Origin of the sequence: Hallella bergensis DSM 17361 (assembly GCF_000160535.1) — a bacterium.
In the GTDB taxonomy this organism is placed as follows: Bacteria; Bacteroidota; Bacteroidia; order Bacteroidales; family Bacteroidaceae; genus Prevotella; species Prevotella bergensis.
The window spans coordinates 113,505-133,172 of the sequence record NZ_GG704780.1 but is presented as its reverse complement, the minus strand read 5'-3'; the positions used below and the strand labels follow the sequence as shown (position 1 = coordinate 133,172).

Annotated in this window: 13 protein-coding genes and 4 tRNA genes; 15 read left to right on the top strand and 2 right to left on the bottom strand. The window is 50.6% G+C overall.

Translation table 11 applies throughout. The features are described from left to right. Nucleotides 1–26 precede the first annotated feature (26 nt). The 5 genes from HMPREF0645_RS00535 (at nt 27) to HMPREF0645_RS00515 (ending at nt 4,323) form a co-directional block, all read left to right on the top strand. Entirely contained in the window at nt 27–725 is a 699-nt protein-coding gene (locus HMPREF0645_RS00535) for a DUF4843 domain-containing protein (protein WP_169305443.1), read from the top strand. 13 nt (nt 726–738) lie between these two features. Beyond that, a complete protein-coding gene (locus HMPREF0645_RS00530) occupies nt 739–2,256 on the top strand; it encodes a PKD-like family lipoprotein (RefSeq protein WP_007172819.1) in 1,518 nt (505 codons plus the stop codon). Between the two features lies 1 nt (nt 2,257). After that, a complete protein-coding gene (locus HMPREF0645_RS12920) occupies nt 2,258–3,466 on the top strand; it encodes a thioredoxin family protein (protein WP_007172818.1) in 1,209 nt (402 codons plus the stop codon). 686 nt (nt 3,467–4,152) lie between these two features. Then, nucleotides 4,153–4,225 (top strand) — tRNA-Lys (locus HMPREF0645_RS00520). 25 nt (nt 4,226–4,250) lie between these two features. Further along, a tRNA-Lys gene (locus tag HMPREF0645_RS00515) sits at nt 4,251–4,323 on the top strand. Between the two features lie 69 nt (nt 4,324–4,392). Here the strand turns inward: HMPREF0645_RS00515 and HMPREF0645_RS00510 are convergent. Further along, nucleotides 4,393–5,418 carry a PrsW family intramembrane metalloprotease gene (locus HMPREF0645_RS00510; protein WP_007172816.1) on the bottom strand — a complete coding sequence of 342 codons (1,026 nt, stop codon included), beginning with the start codon at nt 5,416–5,418 and terminating at the stop codon, nt 4,393–4,395. Between the two features lie 200 nt (nt 5,419–5,618). Between HMPREF0645_RS00510 and HMPREF0645_RS00505 the strand changes: the two genes are divergently transcribed. Next, nucleotides 5,619–5,996, top strand: coding sequence for a RidA family protein (locus tag HMPREF0645_RS00505; protein ID WP_044123188.1), 378 nt, complete (start codon nt 5,619–5,621; stop codon nt 5,994–5,996). A 5-nt stretch (nt 5,997–6,001) separates the two neighbouring features. On the opposite strand, the gene HMPREF0645_RS00500 is transcribed toward HMPREF0645_RS00505, so the two are convergent. After that, the gene (locus HMPREF0645_RS00500) at nt 6,002–6,331 is read right to left on the bottom strand and encodes an SEL1-like repeat protein (RefSeq protein ID WP_211205366.1); all 330 of its coding nucleotides are present in this window, start codon (nt 6,329–6,331) and stop codon (nt 6,002–6,004) included. A gap of 141 nt (nt 6,332–6,472) precedes the next feature. Between HMPREF0645_RS00500 and HMPREF0645_RS00495 the strand changes: the two genes are divergently transcribed. From HMPREF0645_RS00495 to HMPREF0645_RS00455, 9 genes are all read left to right on the top strand, one after another. Then, nucleotides 6,473–7,522 (top strand): hypothetical protein, encoded by a 1,050-nt coding sequence (locus HMPREF0645_RS00495; RefSeq protein WP_007172813.1) that lies wholly within the window; start codon nt 6,473–6,475, stop codon nt 7,520–7,522. Between the two features lie 202 nt (nt 7,523–7,724). Further along, nucleotides 7,725–9,422 (top strand): energy-dependent translational throttle protein EttA, encoded by a 1,698-nt coding sequence (gene ettA, locus HMPREF0645_RS00490; RefSeq protein ID WP_007172812.1) that lies wholly within the window; start codon nt 7,725–7,727, stop codon nt 9,420–9,422. A 101-nt stretch (nt 9,423–9,523) separates the two neighbouring features. After that, nucleotides 9,524–11,245: a bifunctional metallophosphatase/5'-nucleotidase gene (locus HMPREF0645_RS00485; protein WP_007172811.1), complete on the top strand. Its 1,722-nt coding sequence runs from the start codon at nt 9,524–9,526 to the stop codon at nt 11,243–11,245. 11 nt (nt 11,246–11,256) lie between these two features. Next, entirely contained in the window at nt 11,257–12,075 is an 819-nt protein-coding gene (gene nudC / locus HMPREF0645_RS00480) for an NAD(+) diphosphatase (RefSeq protein ID WP_156777808.1), read from the top strand. Between the two features lie 43 nt (nt 12,076–12,118). After that, nucleotides 12,119–13,420, top strand: a complete 1,302-nt coding sequence (locus HMPREF0645_RS00475; protein ID WP_007172809.1) for an NCS2 family permease — start codon at nt 12,119–12,121, stop codon at nt 13,418–13,420. 77 nt (nt 13,421–13,497) lie between these two features. Beyond that, nucleotides 13,498–15,198 carry a putative transporter gene (locus HMPREF0645_RS00470; protein WP_007172808.1) on the top strand — a complete coding sequence of 567 codons (1,701 nt, stop codon included), beginning with the start codon at nt 13,498–13,500 and terminating at the stop codon, nt 15,196–15,198. Between the two features lie 677 nt (nt 15,199–15,875). Beyond that, a tRNA-Thr gene (locus HMPREF0645_RS00465) sits at nt 15,876–15,948 on the top strand. A 74-nt stretch (nt 15,949–16,022) separates the two neighbouring features. Beyond that, nucleotides 16,023–16,093, top strand: a tRNA-Gly gene (locus HMPREF0645_RS00460). 172 nt (nt 16,094–16,265) lie between these two features. Then, nucleotides 16,266–19,667, top strand: a complete 3,402-nt coding sequence (locus HMPREF0645_RS00455; protein ID WP_336433160.1) for a UvrD-helicase domain-containing protein — start codon at nt 16,266–16,268, stop codon at nt 19,665–19,667. The last annotated feature ends 1 nt before the right edge of the window (nt 19,668 follow it).

Below are 19,668 nucleotides of genomic sequence, written 5' to 3'. Positions count from 1 at the left end.
TCATGTCGATTAAACAACTGTGCTTTATGAATAGAAAAATCTTCAGCGGTTTATATATACTAATATTCCTGTTATCGGTCACCGGTTGTCAGGAAAACGAACAGATGATATTCAGCGAGAAACCGAGTGTCTATTTCAGCAGTATCACTGCATCTGACAGCATTTCCTATTCGTTTGCTTCAGGCAAAATGAAGCAAGACACGGTGATTGTACCTATTAAAATTATTGGCGAATCAACCGACTACGACCGCGAAATAGCCTTCAGCATCGATGCTTCCTCCACCGCAAAGGCAGGCGTTCAGTACAAAGCCTTAGACAACAAGGTTGTCTTGCCCGCAGGAAAAGTAGAGACACAAATCAAAGTTGTGGTTTTTGACAAGGAGCTGGACAAAAGCGACGTCTCGTTGTTATTCGCCCTCGTGCCCAACGATAACTTCAATCTGGGTTATGGGGACAGGCTCACGGCCAAAGTCATCATCACCAACCAATTGGTCAAGCCTACCTACTGGGACATCCCCCTGTCGTTCTACTACGGAGAATACTCCAAGGCCAAGCATCGCCTATGCATCCAACTGCAGGGAGAAGACTTCCCACCCACATGGAACAGAACCAAGGTACAAACCTATATGTCCTACGGACGAATGGTCTATAACTATTTGCTGAAAACTCCCGTATGGGATGAAGATACACAAACATGGATTACAGCGGACTGGTCTCCACTCTAAAAGATAAATAAAAATGAAGAAACTTATCATATTATTTTCGGTTACACTCCTTGCGCTGACTGCTTGTGTCCACGATGATACAAACGAAGACTTCCTGCAACTCAACGAGGCTGCGATCAGCGGTATCGAGGATGTGTATGACAATGTCTACGTGGACGACTTCCTCAAGATATCGCCTGTCATCAACGCCAGCAAGAACGATCTCTCCCAGTTCAGCTATTCCTGGTATACCTACAACACCAACACCATCTACAGTGCTGACACACTCTCGCACGACAAGGATCTCAACGTGAAAATCAAGCTCATCCCCGGCAAGCACACCATGGTGTTCAAGGCTGTAGACAACAGTACCGGCATCTTCTACAAAAAGCAGTTTACCATCAACGTGATCAACGAATTTACCAATGGTATCATGCTACTCTACGAGAAAGATGGCCATGCTGAACTTGGCTTCTGGAGCTATGACCGCGACAAACTCATCAGCGACATCTATAGCAAACTAAACCATGGCGACATCATCGGCCAACATCCTCAAAGGGTGTACTTCAACAAATACTCCAGTGAGAGTGCCAACGAGATATTGGTGCTGTGCCAAGACCGGAAAGGCGGAATCTTCATGGATGCCACAACCATGCTGAAAACACGCGATTACAAGGACTTTTTCTTCGCCGAGCCCGATGAGTTCAAGCCTCAGGCCTATTTCAAATCGAACATGCGCGAATACCTCATCGACAACGGTTTGGCCTACGACAGAGCCACCAACACCATGGTGCCCAATCCAACTGTAAAGCCCAACCTCAGCGTACAAGGTAAAACATACGCCATTGCAGACAAGGCCGACTTCGGTGATACCGAGGTTGATCCCGAATATTACCCTGCCCGCATGATTCTGTACGATAACAAGAACATGTGCTTCTACAATGTTTACAACATAGCCTCAGCCTTTATGGAATTGGTGGGAGGCTCGGAGGACGTGGTATACACCCCCGGAGGCTTCTTCGATCCCAACCATGTGGGCATGACCTGCCTCTATGCCCACATCTCCGCACGCAGCGCCACCGGTGCACGCGAATACATGGGCGTGTTCGAAACTCCGGAAGGCGAGCGTCACCTGTTGAAAATGGCTATTGGTTTTTGGGTCGAAAATGCTGATCCCGACACCTATTTCAAAGACTTAGGCAACGATGTCATCCAATCCGAGAATATCAACAATGCAACCACATTCGCCTGCTCGCCAATGGTTCCGGGCTATATGTTCTATGCTTCGGGCAACGCGCTGTACCTCTACAACGCAACCAACAAGACCGGACAGAAGATTTTTGAGCTTGCAGCCAACCAAAAAATCAACCACATCGAAATAGAACGGAGCCACGGCTACATGCTTGTGGCCTATCAGGACGAGTCAAAACAATCGTCCGGAGCCGGCTTTGCCGTTCTGGAAATCAGCACCGACGGAGGCTTCAAACTGACTACCAAACACCAGTTTAACGAGGTGGGCAACAAAATTGTTGATTTTGAGAACAAGTATTAAAATGAAGATAAAAGTTCTATTTGTATTCCTGCTGGCCCTGTATGGTTACACCTCACACGGGCAGCAGGTCATTTTCCAAAAACTGTCCTGGCAAGAGGCCAAGGCCAAGGCAAAAAAAGAAGGCAAAGATATTTTTGTAGACATCTACACGACCTGGTGCGGTCCCTGCAAGAAAATGGCCAAAGAAGTGTTCAGTCAGAAAAAAGTGGGAGATTTTGTCAACCATCATTTCATCGCCTTGAGCTTAGATGCGGAGAAAGAATCGCAGCACGGCTTCTTCAAATCGTTCAAGGCCAATGCTTATCCCACCTATTATTGGCTCGATGCCGATGGCAACTTGTACGACACGCAGTCTGGCTATTATCCTGCCGATGAGTTTATCAAACTGTCAAAACAGGCAATCCTGTCCAAGTTGCCAGGCCAATATGCCGATGCCCGCACCAAGTGGCAACAGGGAGATCGGTCGGTGGAGTTTGTCGAGCACTTCCTTTATGACGTGATGAGCAAAGTCTATCCAGACTCCGTTCGACCCTATCTCAACCATTTTCTCGGCAGTCTCAGCAGTGAACAACTGGCCAGCGCGAAAATCGGGCGACTTCTGCATGACTTCACCTATACCATCAGGCGCGACAGCGTGTGGCAAACCTTGGTGACCTACAATGATGTCTATCAGAAACAACTGGGCAATAGCTTCGGCAAGAAAATGTATATGAACCTCGTGCGCGTTCCCTTGGTCACCAGCAGGGAAAATGCCGGGGAATATGATAAGCAGCGGATTATCCTCAGCGAAACCGAGTTTCCCAATAAGAAGATGTATCATGATATCTTCGCAATGGAACAGACACTACGCCAAAAGAACTATTCCTCGGCGCTGAAGAAAGCACTTGAAATTGGGCAAGCCAACGAGGATCACTTCCCCAACCTGTATTCAGAAATCATCTATTCGTTTATTCTTGCCGATTTCTTTGCAGACAACTACACACCCGACGCAACACAAATGGCAGACATGCAGCGACTGGCCGACAGGGCCTTTGAACTCGACCCGTCACAGTGCACCCTGCTCTACAAGGCCGCATCGATGGCGCGGGCTGACAAATTCCAGCAGGCCTACGAACTGCTCGCAAGCCTACCCTTCTATGGCGAACCCACACTCAGCTCCGCCGTCTATGCCAAACTGAACCTCAAGCGCATACGCACCAACAACAAGTAGGGACAGCGGTGGTGACACAAAACAGGATTGAAATAAACGGACAAAAGGCTTCTCAGGGTTCGCGTATTTGAAAACTCAGGACCAAAGTCTTCAAATACGCGAATTTTCGGCACTTTTTTCAATTCTCTGATTCACAGTCACTTGCACAAAATTTCATCAAAACACGTCCACCACAGTCGCAGAATGACCCTCCCGTTACTATCTAATCGCAGTGCGTTTCAAGCTCATTCGCACTGCCGATAAAGTCTTGTCGCATGGCGGTTAAGCTATATCCGCACTACCAAAAATCCTTATCCGCATCAAGGCTGCGCCCAAAACTTAGAAAAGCAAAGGTTTTACTGAATGAAAACCCGATTTCAATCTCCAGAACAAGAAAAAAAAAGGCACCTTTCACAGTGAAGAAAACTTGACACGAAAAACATTCGTTGCATCGTTCAAAGTCTTACTTGTGACAGTTCAAAACTAACTTTTTCTGTAGCAAATAATGCATCAAACTCCATACAAATTTCAGCAGTAGAGATACGGCTGTTGAGCTGTTGACAGCCGAAACTGGCAGTATGGGAATTAAAAAATAAAACAAAAAAAAACAAGAATCGTTTGGATGTTTTAAAAAAAACACGTACTTTTGCAAACGTTTTGAAAAGGATGTGTCTTTCATAGGCACGCTTCCCAACGCATGAGACCATGCACCCTTAGCTCAGTTGGTAGAGCAACTGACTCTTAATCAGTGGGTCTAGGGTTCGAATCCCTAAGGGTGTACTCATCGTTCAAGGTCGCTTTTCATGCACCCTTAGCTCAGTTGGTAGAGCAACTGACTCTTAATCAGTGGGTCTAGGGTTCGAATCCCTAAGGGTGTACTTACGCAAGCCGGGCAACGAATTTTCGTTGCCCGGCTTGGTTTTGCTGTATATCTACCTTCAAAAACACTACTCGCGAAGCCTGTCACGGAAGTGGTTGCTCTTGCCAAGATAGCTCATCAAGGCCAGCACACTGATGAAGGCTATGGCCAAGGAACCAATATAGATGGCCGACGCAAACGAGTCGTACAAGCCATGAAGCACGGCAGGTACGGCCAGCGCAAGCACATAGAGCGACTTGCGGTATCGGGGATAGAGATTGGCAAAGCCTACAAAATAGCCGCATATGCCACCCCAAAGGGCATGAAGGAAAGGCAAGGAGGTGAGACGGGCTATGTTAAGGAGAAAGGCCGTGGTGTAGTCGGCCTGAACATTGATGGTGATCTGATACTGCACGCCCTCAAATACTCCGAAGGCGATGCCCGACATCAAACCATAATATACTAACGTCTGAGGTAGCAGGGGTTCGCGTGAACGATGCACCAGATAGAGCAGCGGAAGCATCTTGACAAACTCCTCGGTCAGTCCAACACCCAATATGAAGCCAATGGCATTGACGGGGAAAGCGGCATTGGTAAAGGCATAGAACAGGTTGAGCCGGTTGAGTCCGGAAAAGATAACGAAGACAGCAATCTGGGTGAGGAAGAACACGGAAACAGTGGTCTTGATGTTGACTTGGCGCGTGCGGAAAAGATAATAGAAAAACAGGCCCCAGATAACGGCAAAATATAGGGACACGGCATAAAACACAAGATATCCGCCAAGCGGAAGCATCATGAGCACCGAGAGGGAGAGTCCCACGACAGCCAACACGAGCAGCTGACTGTCGTGCGCCCTCCAGTGCCTGGCGATGTCTTCCTTGGGAAATATAAACTCAGAACCAATGGCGCGGAGCTGTTCACGCAGCGTACCTTTGTCCCGAACCTTGGGGTCGAACCCTTTCCGCTCGAGAAAATCGGCCACGGTTCCCTCTTCGCCCGTCAAGGCATCGCGCGCCCTGTCGTTTTTCAACAACTTGCCTCCCTCCACATACCAGGCCACCATGGCCTCATCGTAAGGACCGTATTCGTGGCCGTTTCGTATGACGTATATCATCTTTTTACTGGTTTAGAAATCTTCCTTTGTATTACAACAAGCAGCGGGCTGTGCGCCGCACCGCTTGCCTGACGGCAAAATTAGGCATTATTCTTGAGAAAAAGAGTGGTCTGTTTCAATTTTTGGAAAGAAGAGTCCGATAATCAGAAACAAATGCTTACTTTTGCATATACATTCAATTTTTCTAAATACCCATCATGATGAAAGCTATCAACACAGACAAGGCACCGGCAGCCATCGGCCCATACAGCCAGGCCATCCATGCCGGAAATTTGGTATTTGTGAGCGGGCAGCTCCCCGTGGATCCCGCAACGGGCAACTTTGCCGAAGGCGGCATCAAGGAACTGACGCGCCAGAGCCTGACCAACATGAAGAATATACTCGAGGCCGAGGGTCTCAAGATGAGTCAGGTGGTGAAGACCACGGTCTTTCTGGCCGACATGGCCGACTTTGCAGAGATGAACGAGGTGTATGCCGAGTTCTTCGAAAAGCCCTTCCCGGCTCGCTCGGCCATCGCCATCAAGACACTGCCCAAGAATGCACGCGTGGAAATCGAGTGCATAGCATCTGAAATATAAAGGAACTACCCACCCTGTCGCTCCGCTTGTTCCCGGGCAGCTTCCAGCGCCTCGCTGCGCTCAATGACAGGTTCATATCCCCATGTGGCCGACTGTCGCCACAGGGATATGGCACGCCCGGCATCTTCGTGGACACCACGTCCGTGCCAATAACACCGTGTCAGCAGGTACATGGCCTCGGCATGTTCCTGCTTTTCGGCATAGCGCATAATGCGACATGCGTCCTCATAGTTGCCTTCGCTCAACAACTTCTTGGCACGTCCTACGGCCTCGCCATAACTTTCGTTGGAGTTGTCGTCGAAGTAACCAAAAAATGACCTCCACAGCTTGCTCATGATTTCTTTTGGTCTTTTAAGAAAATAATTGCGGACTGGTTGTGAACTCATTTTTTTATCTGTTTTTTATGCTTAAAATATTTATATTATCACTGATTTTCCATATATTTGCAAGCAGATAATATTTATTTTTTCAATGTTATGAGCAAATACGTTCGAGCCAAAATGGCACTGCTCAGTTTTTTGGTAGCATGTGTTGCCAGTCCAATGTGGGCGCAGCAGCCTGCTTTCGAGACAACGGAACCTGACACAACTATCAACATCGTGGCTTTCTTCTGCAACCACGACACGACAACCTATAATTACGAATCGCGAAAGTGGAAGGTGAATGCCGGTGATACGACGGAGGTGCATCGCCTGACGGAGAAGTTCCAACTTGTTGTTACCGACTCCACACCCGATGGGTATAAATTGGTGTATATTCCTTTGAGTTTTGAATATAATGACACCGCCAAGAGCAGTGACAAGCTGATGTATGAGGCGCTATGGAACCTAACCCGAAACCTGCGTCCGGAGTTTCTGATGGACGAAATGGGGCAGCTGACACATCTCACCAATTGGCGGGAGATACGCGACGCGATGAAGAAAGGCAACAAAATGATGCTCGACTCGCTCTATGCCAAGAGTCCGGAGCTCGACAGCGTGATGCCCCGGCAGCGAATGGAGTCGGTATTGGCCTTGAAATTTATAAACGAGGCCGGAGTGATGGATGCCTATGAAGAAGTGAAGATGCTGTTCGACCTGCATGGCGGACAGGTGAAAATAGGCACGACGGAAGTCGACGACTCCACATCTTTCCCGTCGCACACCAAGTTTTGGGCCAGCTATGAAGCCGTTGAAGACCCTGACGAGGATTACGAAGGCGATTATGCGATACAGTCAAACACTGTCACCACGCTGTCCGGGGAAGAGGCGGCAGCTTTGATTGGCAATGTTTTCAACGTGTTGGCTACGGGCGAAGTGGCCGGGAAACTTCAGCAACTGATGGTTGACAGCCTTAACACCCAAATGACCGTTACCAATTTAGAGGACTATCACTATTTCTTCAACGGTTGGCCGAAGTTGATGCGAAAGCAGAAAATAATTGAAATCAAAGACCATAAAAATGTGGACGAAACCTCTATAGAATGGGCAAACTATATATGGGGCACATACGGTGGCGAGGCTGAGGAACCCAAAAACAGTTTCTGAAAAGATATTTTCGGTGATTGTTGATGCTTTTTCAAAACGAAATGAGTATATTTGCAGAAGCAGTCAAATGTAACGAACGCGGTGCGGACACAAAGCCTGCACCGCGCGGTTTTACTTGTAGATGCTACTGTCTCTGCAGTCGTTGATGCAATGGAGCAATAGTGGCATGACAAATTAGAAATCATAATAATACAAACGATACATGGCAACAGTAGACGACAAGAAGATTATCTTCTCGATGGTGGGAGTGTCAAAGATTATCCCCCAGAACCAAAAACAGATTCTGAAGGACATATACCTCTCGTTCTTCTATGGTGCAAAAATAGGAATTATCGGCCTGAACGGTGCGGGTAAGTCCACGCTGATGAAAATCATCGCGGGCATTGAGCAGCCCACATCGGGTGAGGTGGTGTGGAGTCCGGGCTACAGCGTGGGTTATCTGCCGCAGGATCCTCCCTTGAACGAGGAAAAAACGGTCAAGGAGAACATTATGGAGGGTGTTCAGCAGGTGTACGACGCACTGGCCGAGTACGATGAAATCAATCGGAAGTTTGGCGAGGAAGAATACTACAGCGACCAAGACAAGATGGACGCACTGATGAAACGACAGGCCGAGGTGCAGGACATTATCGATGCCACCGATGCCTGGAACATGGACTCCAAGCTCGAGCGCGCCATGGCCGCACTGCGCTGCCCCTCTGGCGACCAGGCCATCACCCACCTTTCGGGTGGAGAACGCCGCCGCGTGGCACTCTGCCGACTGCTCCTGCAAAAGCCAGACGTACTGTTGCTCGATGAGCCTACCAACCACCTCGACGCCGAAAGCATCGACTGGCTGGAGCAGCATTTGCAGCAATACGAAGGCACGGTGATTGCTGTGACCCACGACCGCTACTTCCTCGATGATGTGAGCGGGTGGATATTGGAACTCGACCGCGGCGAGGGCATCCCATGGAAGGGCAACTATTCCTCGTGGCTCGAACAGAAAACCCAGCGCATGGCGCAAGAGGAGAAGACGGCTTCGAAGCGCCGCAAGACTCTGGAACGAGAGTTGGAGTGGGTGCGCATGGCTCCCAAGGCACGACAGGCCAAGGGTAAGGCTCGTCTGAAATCGTACGACCAAATGCTTAACCAAGAACAGAAGGAGCGCGAAGAGAAGCTCGAAATCTTTATCCCCAACGGTCCGCGTCTGGGCAACAAGGTGATTGAGGCCCAGCATGTGCAGAAGGCTTTTGGCGAGAAGGTGCTCTTCAAAGACCTCAACTTCATGCTTCCCCCCAATGGTATCGTGGGTGTTATCGGCCCCAATGGTGCGGGCAAAACCACGCTGTTCCGCCTGATTATGGGCTTGGAAACGGTCGATGGCGGCACCTTCGAGGTGGGCGAGACTGTGAAACTGGCCTACGTGGACCAGCAACATAAGGACATCGACCCCAACAAGTCGGTCTATGACGTGATATCGCAGGGCAACGAGACCTTTCGCATGGGTGGCCGCGACATTAACGCGCGGGCTTATCTGTCGCGCTTCAACTTCTCGGGCGTCGACCAAAACAAACTCTGCGGCGTGCTCTCGGGTGGTGAGCGAAACCGTCTGCAACTGGCACTGGCCCTGAAACAAGAAGGAAACGTGCTGTTGCTCGACGAGCCGACCAACGACATCGACGTGAATACGCTGCGCGCGCTCGAAGAAGGCTTGGAGTCGTTTGCGGGCTGTGCCGTGGTCATCAGTCACGACCGCTGGTTCCTCGACCGCATCTGTACACATATTCTTGCCTTTGAGGGCGATGGCGAAGTGGTGTATTTCGAAGGCAGCTATTCTGAATACGAAATCGATAAGGCACGCCGGTCGGGCAACGAAGAAATCAAAAAGGGTCGCTATCGCAAGCTGATGGAAGACTGATTTGACTCAATTCCATGGTCCAAAGCTATAAAACGCTATAAGAAATGAAGAGAATTTTGCTTGCAGGGATCGTGATATCACTCTGCTTTTTAAATTGTACAATGTTACAAGCCAAGGGAAAAACCGTAACCATAAAGATAGTAGGGACAACCGACGTGCACGGCTCGTTCTTCCCCTACGACTTTATCAACCGCAAGCCCAAGGCCGGCTCGCTGGCTCGTGTGAGCAGTTATGTCAACCGATTGAGGGCAGAATATGGCGAAAATGTTATCCTGCTCGAAAACGGAGACATACTGCAGGGACAGCCCGTGACCTATTATTCCAATTATATTGACACGTTGGGCCATAATATTGCCGCCGACCTGATCAACTATATGCGCTATGATGCACAAACCATTGGCAATCATGACGTGGAAACCGGACACAAGGTTTACGACAAATGGATATCGGAACTGGACTGCCCTGTGCTGGGAGCGAACATTATCGACACAGCCACGGGAAAACCATACGTAGAGCCTTACACGATCCTGAAACGCAGTGGGGTGAAGATTGCGGTGCTCGGCATGATTACACCAGCCATTCCCAACTGGTTGCCCAAGGAGCTATGGACGGGGCTGCACTTTGAGGAGATGGTGGCTTCGGCACGCCGGTGGGTCAAGATTCTGAAAGAGAAAGAGAAGCCCGACGTGATTGTCGGACTGTTTCACTCGGGTCGCGAGGGTGGCATCACCACGCCCGACTACACAGAAGATGCCTCACTCACGATAGCACGCGAGGTGCCGGGCTTCAATGTCATCATGTTTGGACACGACCACACACGATTCCTGGAAACCATTAAAAACAATGCCGGCAGATACGTGCTGTGTATGAACCCGGCCAACAATGCCATGGCCGTGGGCGAAGCAACGCTCACACTTGAAAGGAACAAGGGCAAATGGCAACTCGTCAGCGCAGGGTGCAAGTTGCCAAGCATGGTAGACGAGCCTGTTGATCAGGATTTTACAAACCACTTTAAATTCTTCACTGCGAAAGTAAGCAGCTATGCCGACGAGGTGATCGGGGAGTTTGGGCAGACCATTTACACCCGCGACAGCTACTTCGGAAACTCGGCTTTCAACGACCTTATACTCAACTTGCAGTTGCAAGTCACCGGAGCCGACATCTCATTCAACGCCCCTCTGTCGTTTGATGAACATATCAGTCAGGGGCCAGTACGCGTGAGCGACATGTTCAATCTTTATAAATACGAGAACCAACTCTATGTCATCCGGATGACGGGAGAGGAGATTCGCCGCCATTTGGAGATGAGCTACGACCAATGGGTCAACACGATGACCTCGCCCAACGACCACCTCCTGCTGCTCGACAGCACCAGCCGTGGCGATGCCCAGCGTTATGGCTTCAAGAATTTCACCTTCAATTTCGACTCCGCCGCAGGCATAGACTACGAAGTGGACGTGACCAAGCCCAACGGACAAAAGGTGAAAATACTGCAAATGAGCAATGGCAGGCCGTTCGACGAGAAAGCATGGTACAAGGTAGCCGTCAACAGTTATCGCGCCAATGGGGGCGGAGAACTTCTCACCCGAGGTGCCGGCATTGCGAAAGAAGACCTTGAGCGTCGCATCGTGTGGCGTTCGGACAAAGACCAACGCCACTATCTCATGGAGGAAATCAGAAAGGCTCGCGTCCTGAATCCCAAGCCAAACCACAACTGGCGATTCGTGCCCGAGGCATGGGTAAAGCCTGCCGCCGAGAGAGACAGACAGTTGTTGTTCGGCCATCGTCAGCAACGGGCGGCACAGCAACGTGCGAATGATTAAGTTTGAGAGGCTTGGGCAGTTATTATTTCATATTCAGCAAGACCGACCTGATGCTCCAAAGGCAGTACGACGGCTCATTGACGGTACCGCGATGCGATGATGTGCCCGTCAGAATCCACCCGTGGACTCACATCCTGAACATCTCGCCCATGGACGATGGAAGCCCGGTAAAGGCCTTCAACATGGACAATCCGCACGATCTGGAGGTCACCAACACCGAGCTTGCCAGCAACGGTTACGAGTTCGTAGGCCTGCGAGAGTCGTACTATCACCTCCCCCACGAGTTCTATGTCAAGGCCGGTAAATGCCGCGAACTGCTCTATTGGGACAGCAACACCAAGTTTTGCGGGGTATGCGGAGCACCCATGCGCATGCATACCGATATCTCCAAACGTTGCACGGAGTGTGGCAAGGAGGTGTGGCCACAGCTTGCCACAGCCGTCATCGTGCTGATACATCGTGGCGACGAAGTTCTTTTGGTGCATGCCAAAAACTTCAAATCAGACTTTTACGGACTCGTGGCAGGATTCGTGGAGACCGGCGAGACGCTGGAAGAAGCCGTCCGCCGCGAGGTGATGGAGGAAACAGGGATCAGCATCGACAACATCACCTACTTCGGATCACAGCCTTGGCCCTACCCCTGTGGGCTGATGGTGGGCTTCAATGCCGACTTTGTTTCCGGCGAACTACACTTGCAGCGATCCGAACTTTCGAGGGGAAACTGGTTCAGATACGACAATCTGCCGCGCATTCCCCAAAAACTTTCCATCGCCCGAAAGCTGATAGACGCATGGCTCAGACAATACAACATCGTGTCCGAGCAAGACTAAACTCACGAGAAGCAGAAACAAAACCATCAAAAAAACAGTATTTATGAAATTCTTAGAGAAAGCTTTAGGGTTCCGCCCCACGGTCAACCCATGGCGTACAGAGCTTATTGCCGGTGCCACGACATTCCTCACCATGAGCTACATTCTTGCCGTCAACCCAGCCGTCCTCGCCACCACGGGTATGGACAAGGGTGCGCTATTCACGGCCACCGCACTGGCATCGGCCATCGCCACCCTCCTATTGGCCTTCATGGCCAAGCTGCCCTTTGCCCAAGCCCCCAGCATGGGGCTCAACGCTTTCTTTGCCTTCACCCTCTGCCAAGCCATGAACTATACCTGGCAACAGTCGCTGGCCATCATGCTCATTGAGGGAATCATCTTCCTACTCATCACCTTCTTCAACATTCGCGAGATGATTCTCGATGCCATACCGCAGAATCTACGGTATGCCATATCGGGTGGAATTGGCATGTTCATTGCCTTCATTGGTCTGAAAAATGCCGAAATCATCGTGCCCAAGGAGGGAACTTTCGTAGGGTTGGGCGAGTTTACGCCCATATCCATCCTTGGCATCATAGCCATAATGCTCAGCGGAATACTCATGGCCAAGCAGATCAAGGGAGCACTGTTCTACGGCATCATCATCGCGACAGCGGTGGGCATCCCCATGGGGGTTACCATCATACCCGACGGTTGGATTCCCGTGTCGGCCCCTCACAGCCTTGCACCCACATTCTGCCAGTTCGATTTCAACGGTCTAATCAACTACAACACCCTCTTAGTGGTCATTTCGCTACTCATTGTCAACATCTTCGACACTGTGGGCACCCTCGTGGGACTGGCACAGAAAACCGGAATCGTGCGCCCTGACGGCAGCATTCCGAGAGTGAAGGAGGCCATGATGAGCGACGCCGTCGGTACCACCTGCGGGGCATTCCTCGGTTCGAGCACCATCACCACATACATCGAGAGCGCTTCGGGCATTGCCGAGGGCGGTCGAACCGGCATGACGAGCTTCGTGGTCGGCGTGCTCTTCCTCTTCGCCCTACTCCTCTCCCCCATCTTCCTACTCATTCCTGCCGCTGCCACATCGGGTGCATTAGTCTTGGTTGGTGTGCTGATGCTTGATTCTGTGAAAAAAATAGACTTAGGCAATGTCGCCGAAGCTTTCCCCGCCTTCATCACCATGATCACCATGGTGCTGTGCTACAGCATTGCCGACGGAATCTGCCTTGGTATCCTGAGCTATGTTATTCTCAAACTATGTCTCGGCAAATGGAAGGAACTGAACTGGACACTCATCGTGCTTTCCGTCATCTTTATCCTCAACTTCATTTATGCATAGTGCAAATATTACACCAAATACTTTGCCATTAGCATGAAATGATGTAATTTTGCACTTATCATCATTAACATAATAAAATGGACTGGTTAATCAATCTCTTTACCGCCCAGGATTCTGTTGCGCACATAGCCCTGCTGTTTGCCATCGTTATTTCCGTGGGTGTACTTTTAGGCAAAGTGAAAGTCGGAGGCATTTCGCTCGGTGTCACTTTCGTTCTGTTTGCCGGCATCGTTGCTGGGCACGTCGGCTTCACGGCTCCCACCCCAATTCTTACATTCGTGCAAGACTTCGGTCTTATCCTGTTTGTTTTCTGTATAGGCCTTCAGGTGGGACCCGGTTTCTTCGAAAGTTTCCGCAAGGGCGGTGTAACGCTCAACCTCTTGGCCGCTACGGCCATTCTGCTGAACGTCCTGGTGATGTTTGCCTGTTATTATCTGTTCTTCGATACAGACAATCCCAACAACCTGCCCATGATGGTCGGCACACTCTATGGAGCCGTGACCAACACCCCGGGACTTGGTGCGGCCAATGAGGCTTTGGCCGCTGTGTTCACCAATGGCAACATCCCGCAGATAGCCAACGGCTATGCCTGTGCCTATCCTCTGGGTGTATTGGGCATCATTGGGGCAACCATTGCCGTGAGATACATCACCAAGACCAAGTTAGAGGAGGAGGAATCGAAGCTCGACGAAGCCGAAGCCGAGAATCCACATGTCAAGCCACATGCCATGACGCTCAAGGTAAGCAATGCCCCCATAGCCGGACGCAACCTCATGGAGATAGCTGAATTTCTGAACCGCGACTATGTTTGCACCCGCATTTTCCACAACGGGGAAGTGCACACACCCAAGCGCGACACCGTGCTCCATATTGGCGACGAGGTGCTCATCGTATGTGCAGAGTCTGAAGCCGAAGCCATCAAGGCCTTCATAGGCCCCGAAGTGGAACCCGAATGGGACGCCTACCAGGAGTCTGACAAGCGGCAGATGATATCCAAGCGCATTGTAGTGACCAATCCCAAGATGAACGGCAGGGTGCTGAGCAAGATGCAGTTCAATGGGCTCTACAAAGTAAATGTCACCCGAATCTCACGTCAGGGCATGGATCTCTTTGCCAGCCGCAACCACCACTTCCAAGTGGGCGACAAGATTATGGTCGTAGGGCGCGAAGACAACGTTGAGCGCGTGGCCGACCTGATGGGCAACTCCACAAGACGACTGAACGTTCCGAACATTGCCACCATCTTTATTGGCATCATGATTGGTATTATCTTCGGAAGCATTCCTTTCGCCATTCCCGGTATTCCTGTGCCCTTGAAGTTAGGTATTGCAGGCGGTCCGCTGATCATTGCCATCCTTATCGGGCGCTTCGGCTATCATTTCAAATTAGTGACCTACACCACCACTTCAGCCAACATGATGCTGCGCGAAATTGGTTTGGTGCTGTTCCTCGCCGGCGTGGGCATCAAGGCCGGAGCCGGATTCTGGGATACGGTTGTCTCGGGCGACGGTCTGAAGTATGTCTATACCGGTTTCCTCATCACCGTCATCCCCATTCTCATTATAGGCACAATTGCACGCCTGAAGTATAAGTTCAACTACTTCACCATCATGGGTATGCTGGCCGGAACCTATACCGACCCACCAGCCTTGGCCTATGCCAACTCCAGCTGCTCAAAGGAAGCACCTGCCGTAGGCTACTCCACGGTTTATCCGTTCAGCATGTTCCTCAGAATCCTGTCGGCGCAGATTATAGTTCTCTTCTTCTGTGCTCCGTAATAAGAAAGAGAGAAGAGGGAACTATAATTCAAAATTCATAATTCATAATTCATAATTTGGCTGCGCGTTGAGCAAGTTGATGCAAAAGAAACGGTGGAAGGTAAAAAGTGAAGAACGAAGAGTGAAGAATCGACGCGCCAGCCAATTGTACATTATACATTGTAAATTATAAATTATTATTTGTGAATTGTCTTAACAAAAGTACTTCCATATTTCGTTTATTTGAAACTCAATCCCCCTCCGTTCTAAATTTCGTGAAATTCGCGTCATTCGTAGTAGGTTAACAATCAGCCGTTTAGCAAATCACACGTTGGTAGTCGCATTTTTTCATCCGCGATTACATATCGAATCGCAGTGCGGTTAGAGCCTCGTCGCACGGCGACAAGACCCGAGTCGCATGGTCACGAAGCCCTAATCGCACCGCCAAAAGGCTCCAATCGCAAAGCCCTCATTATTTTTCGAACTTTCCGTCGCGTTTTGTCCACAAAAACATGGCGCATTTTTCGCTGGATGATCAAAAAATAATGACCGGAAAATAGTCATACTATTTGACATTGTCGACCCCTGAAGAGGCAACGGGACAACAGATGCATTTAGAAGTTGAAACAACGCAAGAATGTTTTGCAACAATTATTTGGAGGTTCAAAAAAAAAACAATATCTTTGCACTCGCAAAATGCCGATATGGCTCAGTTGGTAGAGCAACGCATTCGTAATGCGTAGGTCCCCGGTTCGAGTCCGGGTATCGGCTCTCTGTTCCGAGCAGGAACGAAAGATGCAGAAAGCCTTTGTAAAACGCGACACCAATTTCTCGTGACAAAGCATGCGGAATTAGCACATCGGTAGTGCACGGGCTTCCCAAGCCTGGGAGGCGGGTTCGATTCCCGTATTCCGCTCTTCCCCTTTCCTTTTTATCCCATATTTCTTCATGCCGTAAAGTTTTGCAGACAGGTCTCCCTGTCGCACGGCTCAACCTCCAACCGCCCCATCGCGGTCGGACCGTTGTGGACACCCATGCCCATTGATTCGGCGCGGCTCTGAAAAAACACGCGATGATAGCGATGGTTTCTGTCAAAAAACACTATCTTTGTACTACCCTATCCCCATGAATCTCAACAGCCCATGACACCAAACAACAAACCGCTTACCGTGTACAAAGCCAGCGCAGGCAGTGGCAAGACCTTCACGTTGGCCGTGGAATACATCAAGTTGCTCGTGCAGGAGCCGCAAAACTACAGGTATATCCTTGCCGTGACCTTTACCAACAAGGCCACCGAGGAGATGAAGCGGCGCATCTTGGGTCAGCTCTATGGCATTGCCAATGCGCTGCCCGACTCTGAATCGTATATGGACGCCCTGCACAAAGCCTTTCCCGCCATGGCCGACAGAGCCATCCGCGAGAGGGTCAAGGAAGCGCTCGGCCTCATCCTGCACCATTACCACGAGTTCCGGGTGGAGACCATCGACAGTTTTTTCCAGCGCATCCTGCACAATCTCTCGCGCGAGCTCGGACTGACGGCCAACCTGCAAGTGGGTCTCAACGACTTCGAAGTGGAGTCGCAGGCAGTGGACAATATCATCGACAACATTCAGCAGGACAACGACCCACTACTCGCGTGGCTCATGGACTTTATCAAGGAAAAAGTAAACGACGAGAAAAACTGGAATGTCATTGGCCCGATCAAGGAGTTTGGCAAAAACATTTTCAAAGAATTCTACAAGGATCACCAGAAGGAACTCAGGCGCATTATGAACGATCCGGGATTCTTTAAGGCGTACAATGCAAAACTCCGATCCATGAAAACGGAGGCCTATCAAGTGATGGCCGACTTTGCCAAAGCGTACCAAGACCTGGCCGGGAAACACGGATTGGAGGATGCCCATTTCAACAGGGGAAGCCAGAATGCACCCGGATATTTTGCCAAATTGGCATCGGGAGATTTCCTGGACGACAAGTTTCCCTCGAAAACCATGCTCAAGGCCATTGAGGATCACACCTCGATGGTGAAAAAATCTGATTTGAACACCCCAGAGGGACAAATCATCGTCAGCGAGGTGGGGGTTCTGCTCGACCGCGCGGAAAAGGAGCGCAAGAAGCAGTGCGCGGTCATCAATTCGGTGGATCTGACACTGCGCAACCTCTATGAACTTCGTCTGCTCGGGCGCATCGAACAGGAAGTGAGCACCATCAACACTGCCAACAACAACTATCTGCTGAGCAACACCCAGAAACTGCTCAACGACCTGATAGACAAACAGGACTCGCCGTTTATCTATGAGAAGACCGGCGCACAGCTGCGGTATATCATGATCGATGAGTTTCAGGACACCAGCACCGTGCAGTGGAACAACTTCAAGGTGCTGCTGGATGACTGCATGGCCCACAACAATGGGTCGCTCATCGTGGGAGATGTGAAGCAGAGCATCTACCGATGGCGAAACGGAGACTGGAGACTGCTGCAAAACCTGACTCCCGAAAACGATAACCGCATACTGATTAAACCGCTCGACACCAACTATCGGTCGAAACAAAACATCATACGGTTTAACAATGCCTTCTTCAAGATTGCTGCCCAAACGACCTCCGATGACGCTTTGGCTGCGCTGCAGGCGCTTGACGCACCGCCGCAATTGCTGCGCGAGGCCCTCGACATTCGCCAGGCCTACGACGACGTGGTGCAAAAGGTATCACCCAAGCACCAGACGGAAGACGCGAGCCGTGCCGGGTCGGTGACCATCAAATTGCTGCCGAGGGATAACTACGAGGCGCAAGTGATAGAAGAGGTGAGTCGGATTCTGGAACATCTGCTTGAAGCTGGCATACCGCCCAAGAAGATTGCCATCTTGGTCAGGAAGAACAATCATATACAACTGTTGGCCAACTATTTCCAACAAAATCCCATCACGGTGAACGGCGAGGCTCAAATGGTGAGGATGGTGTCTGACGAGGCATTCCGACTCGATGCCTCGCTGGCGGTGTGTACGCTTGTAAGGGCCATGCATCTGCTCACGCATCCCGACGACAAACTGGCTGCTGCCGCTCTGGTCAAGGCATACCACAAGATAGGTCATGATGGCGAGGAGACTGATGACAGCCAGTTGTTTGTGGGAAACGACAACCTATTGACCCTTCTACCTGAAGAGATGACCGAACATTGGGACGAGTTGCTCTCTACCCCACTCATCGACATGGCAGAGCAACTCTACCGCATCTTCAGGCTCGACAGGCTCGATGGACAGAGTGCCTACGTCTGTGCATTCTTCGACCACCTCTCCCTCTTCATGCGAAACCACGTGGCCAGTGTGGAGGAATTTATCGAAGAATGGGAGAACAGCATCTCCGGGAAGGCCATACACAGCGATGAGGTGAATGGCATCAGGCTGCTGACTGTACACAAAAGCAAAGGTCTGGAGTTTGACAATGTCATCATCCCCTATTGCGACTGGGATTTGGAGATGCAGGGCGAGGTGCTTTGGATGATGCCGCCAAGCGAACCCTTCAGCCAGCTTCCCGTGGTGCCGGTCAATCTGTATGCCAAGCGATTGCAACGCTCGATCTACAACATCGACTACCAGAGCGAGCATCTGAAAAACTATGTGGACAATCTCAACATGCTCTATGTGGCCTTCACGCGTGCGGGCAGCAATCTCTTTGTCATCGGAAGGAATCAAGCACCCCAATTCCCTTCACTGCTGATTAGGCAGGTTATAGACCATTGTCAAGCCGAATCCGACGGCAAAGCCGAAGACAAAACGCAGGATCCGGAGGTGGAGCCGGCCCTCATGATGCCCAAACACACGGTGGAAGACGACGAAGACGACATCACCACCTTTCGGATTGGGCGTCTGTGTGTGGACGAAGAGACGCACAAGGAGCAAACGCGAAACGTGTTTGAGCAAACGGAAGAAGGCATCAGGACGGCCATCAGGAACTATGAAGCCAAGGCCTGTTTCCGTCAAAGCAACGACAGTGCCGACTTTGTCACCCCCGATGAAGAGATGGAAAGGCTGGAGAAACGGCAGAGCTACATACAGACCGGCAACATTCTGCACACGCTTCTCGCATCGATCCGGAACGTCGACGACATCGACAGGGCCATAGACCAGCTGGAATTTGACGGGGTGTTGTATGACAAACCCATGAACCGCGAGGAGCTGCGCCGCATGATTACCGAGCGAATGCAAACCCAACAGGTGGCCGACTGGTTTGCCCCGACAGGACAGGTCTTTAACGAATGCACCATTCTCTCCTATGATTCTCATTTGGACCGGGTGAGGGAAAATCGCCCCGACCGTGTCATTTGGAACGGAAAGGAGATGGTTGTCATCGACTTCAAGACCGGTAGGGAGCACGAAGAACATCATGTCCAAGTGAGAAACTACATGGATTTGCTGCGTGGAATGGGCTATGCCAGCGTGTCTGGTTATCTGTGGTATATACGCACCAACCGTGTTGTCAGTGTAAAATAGA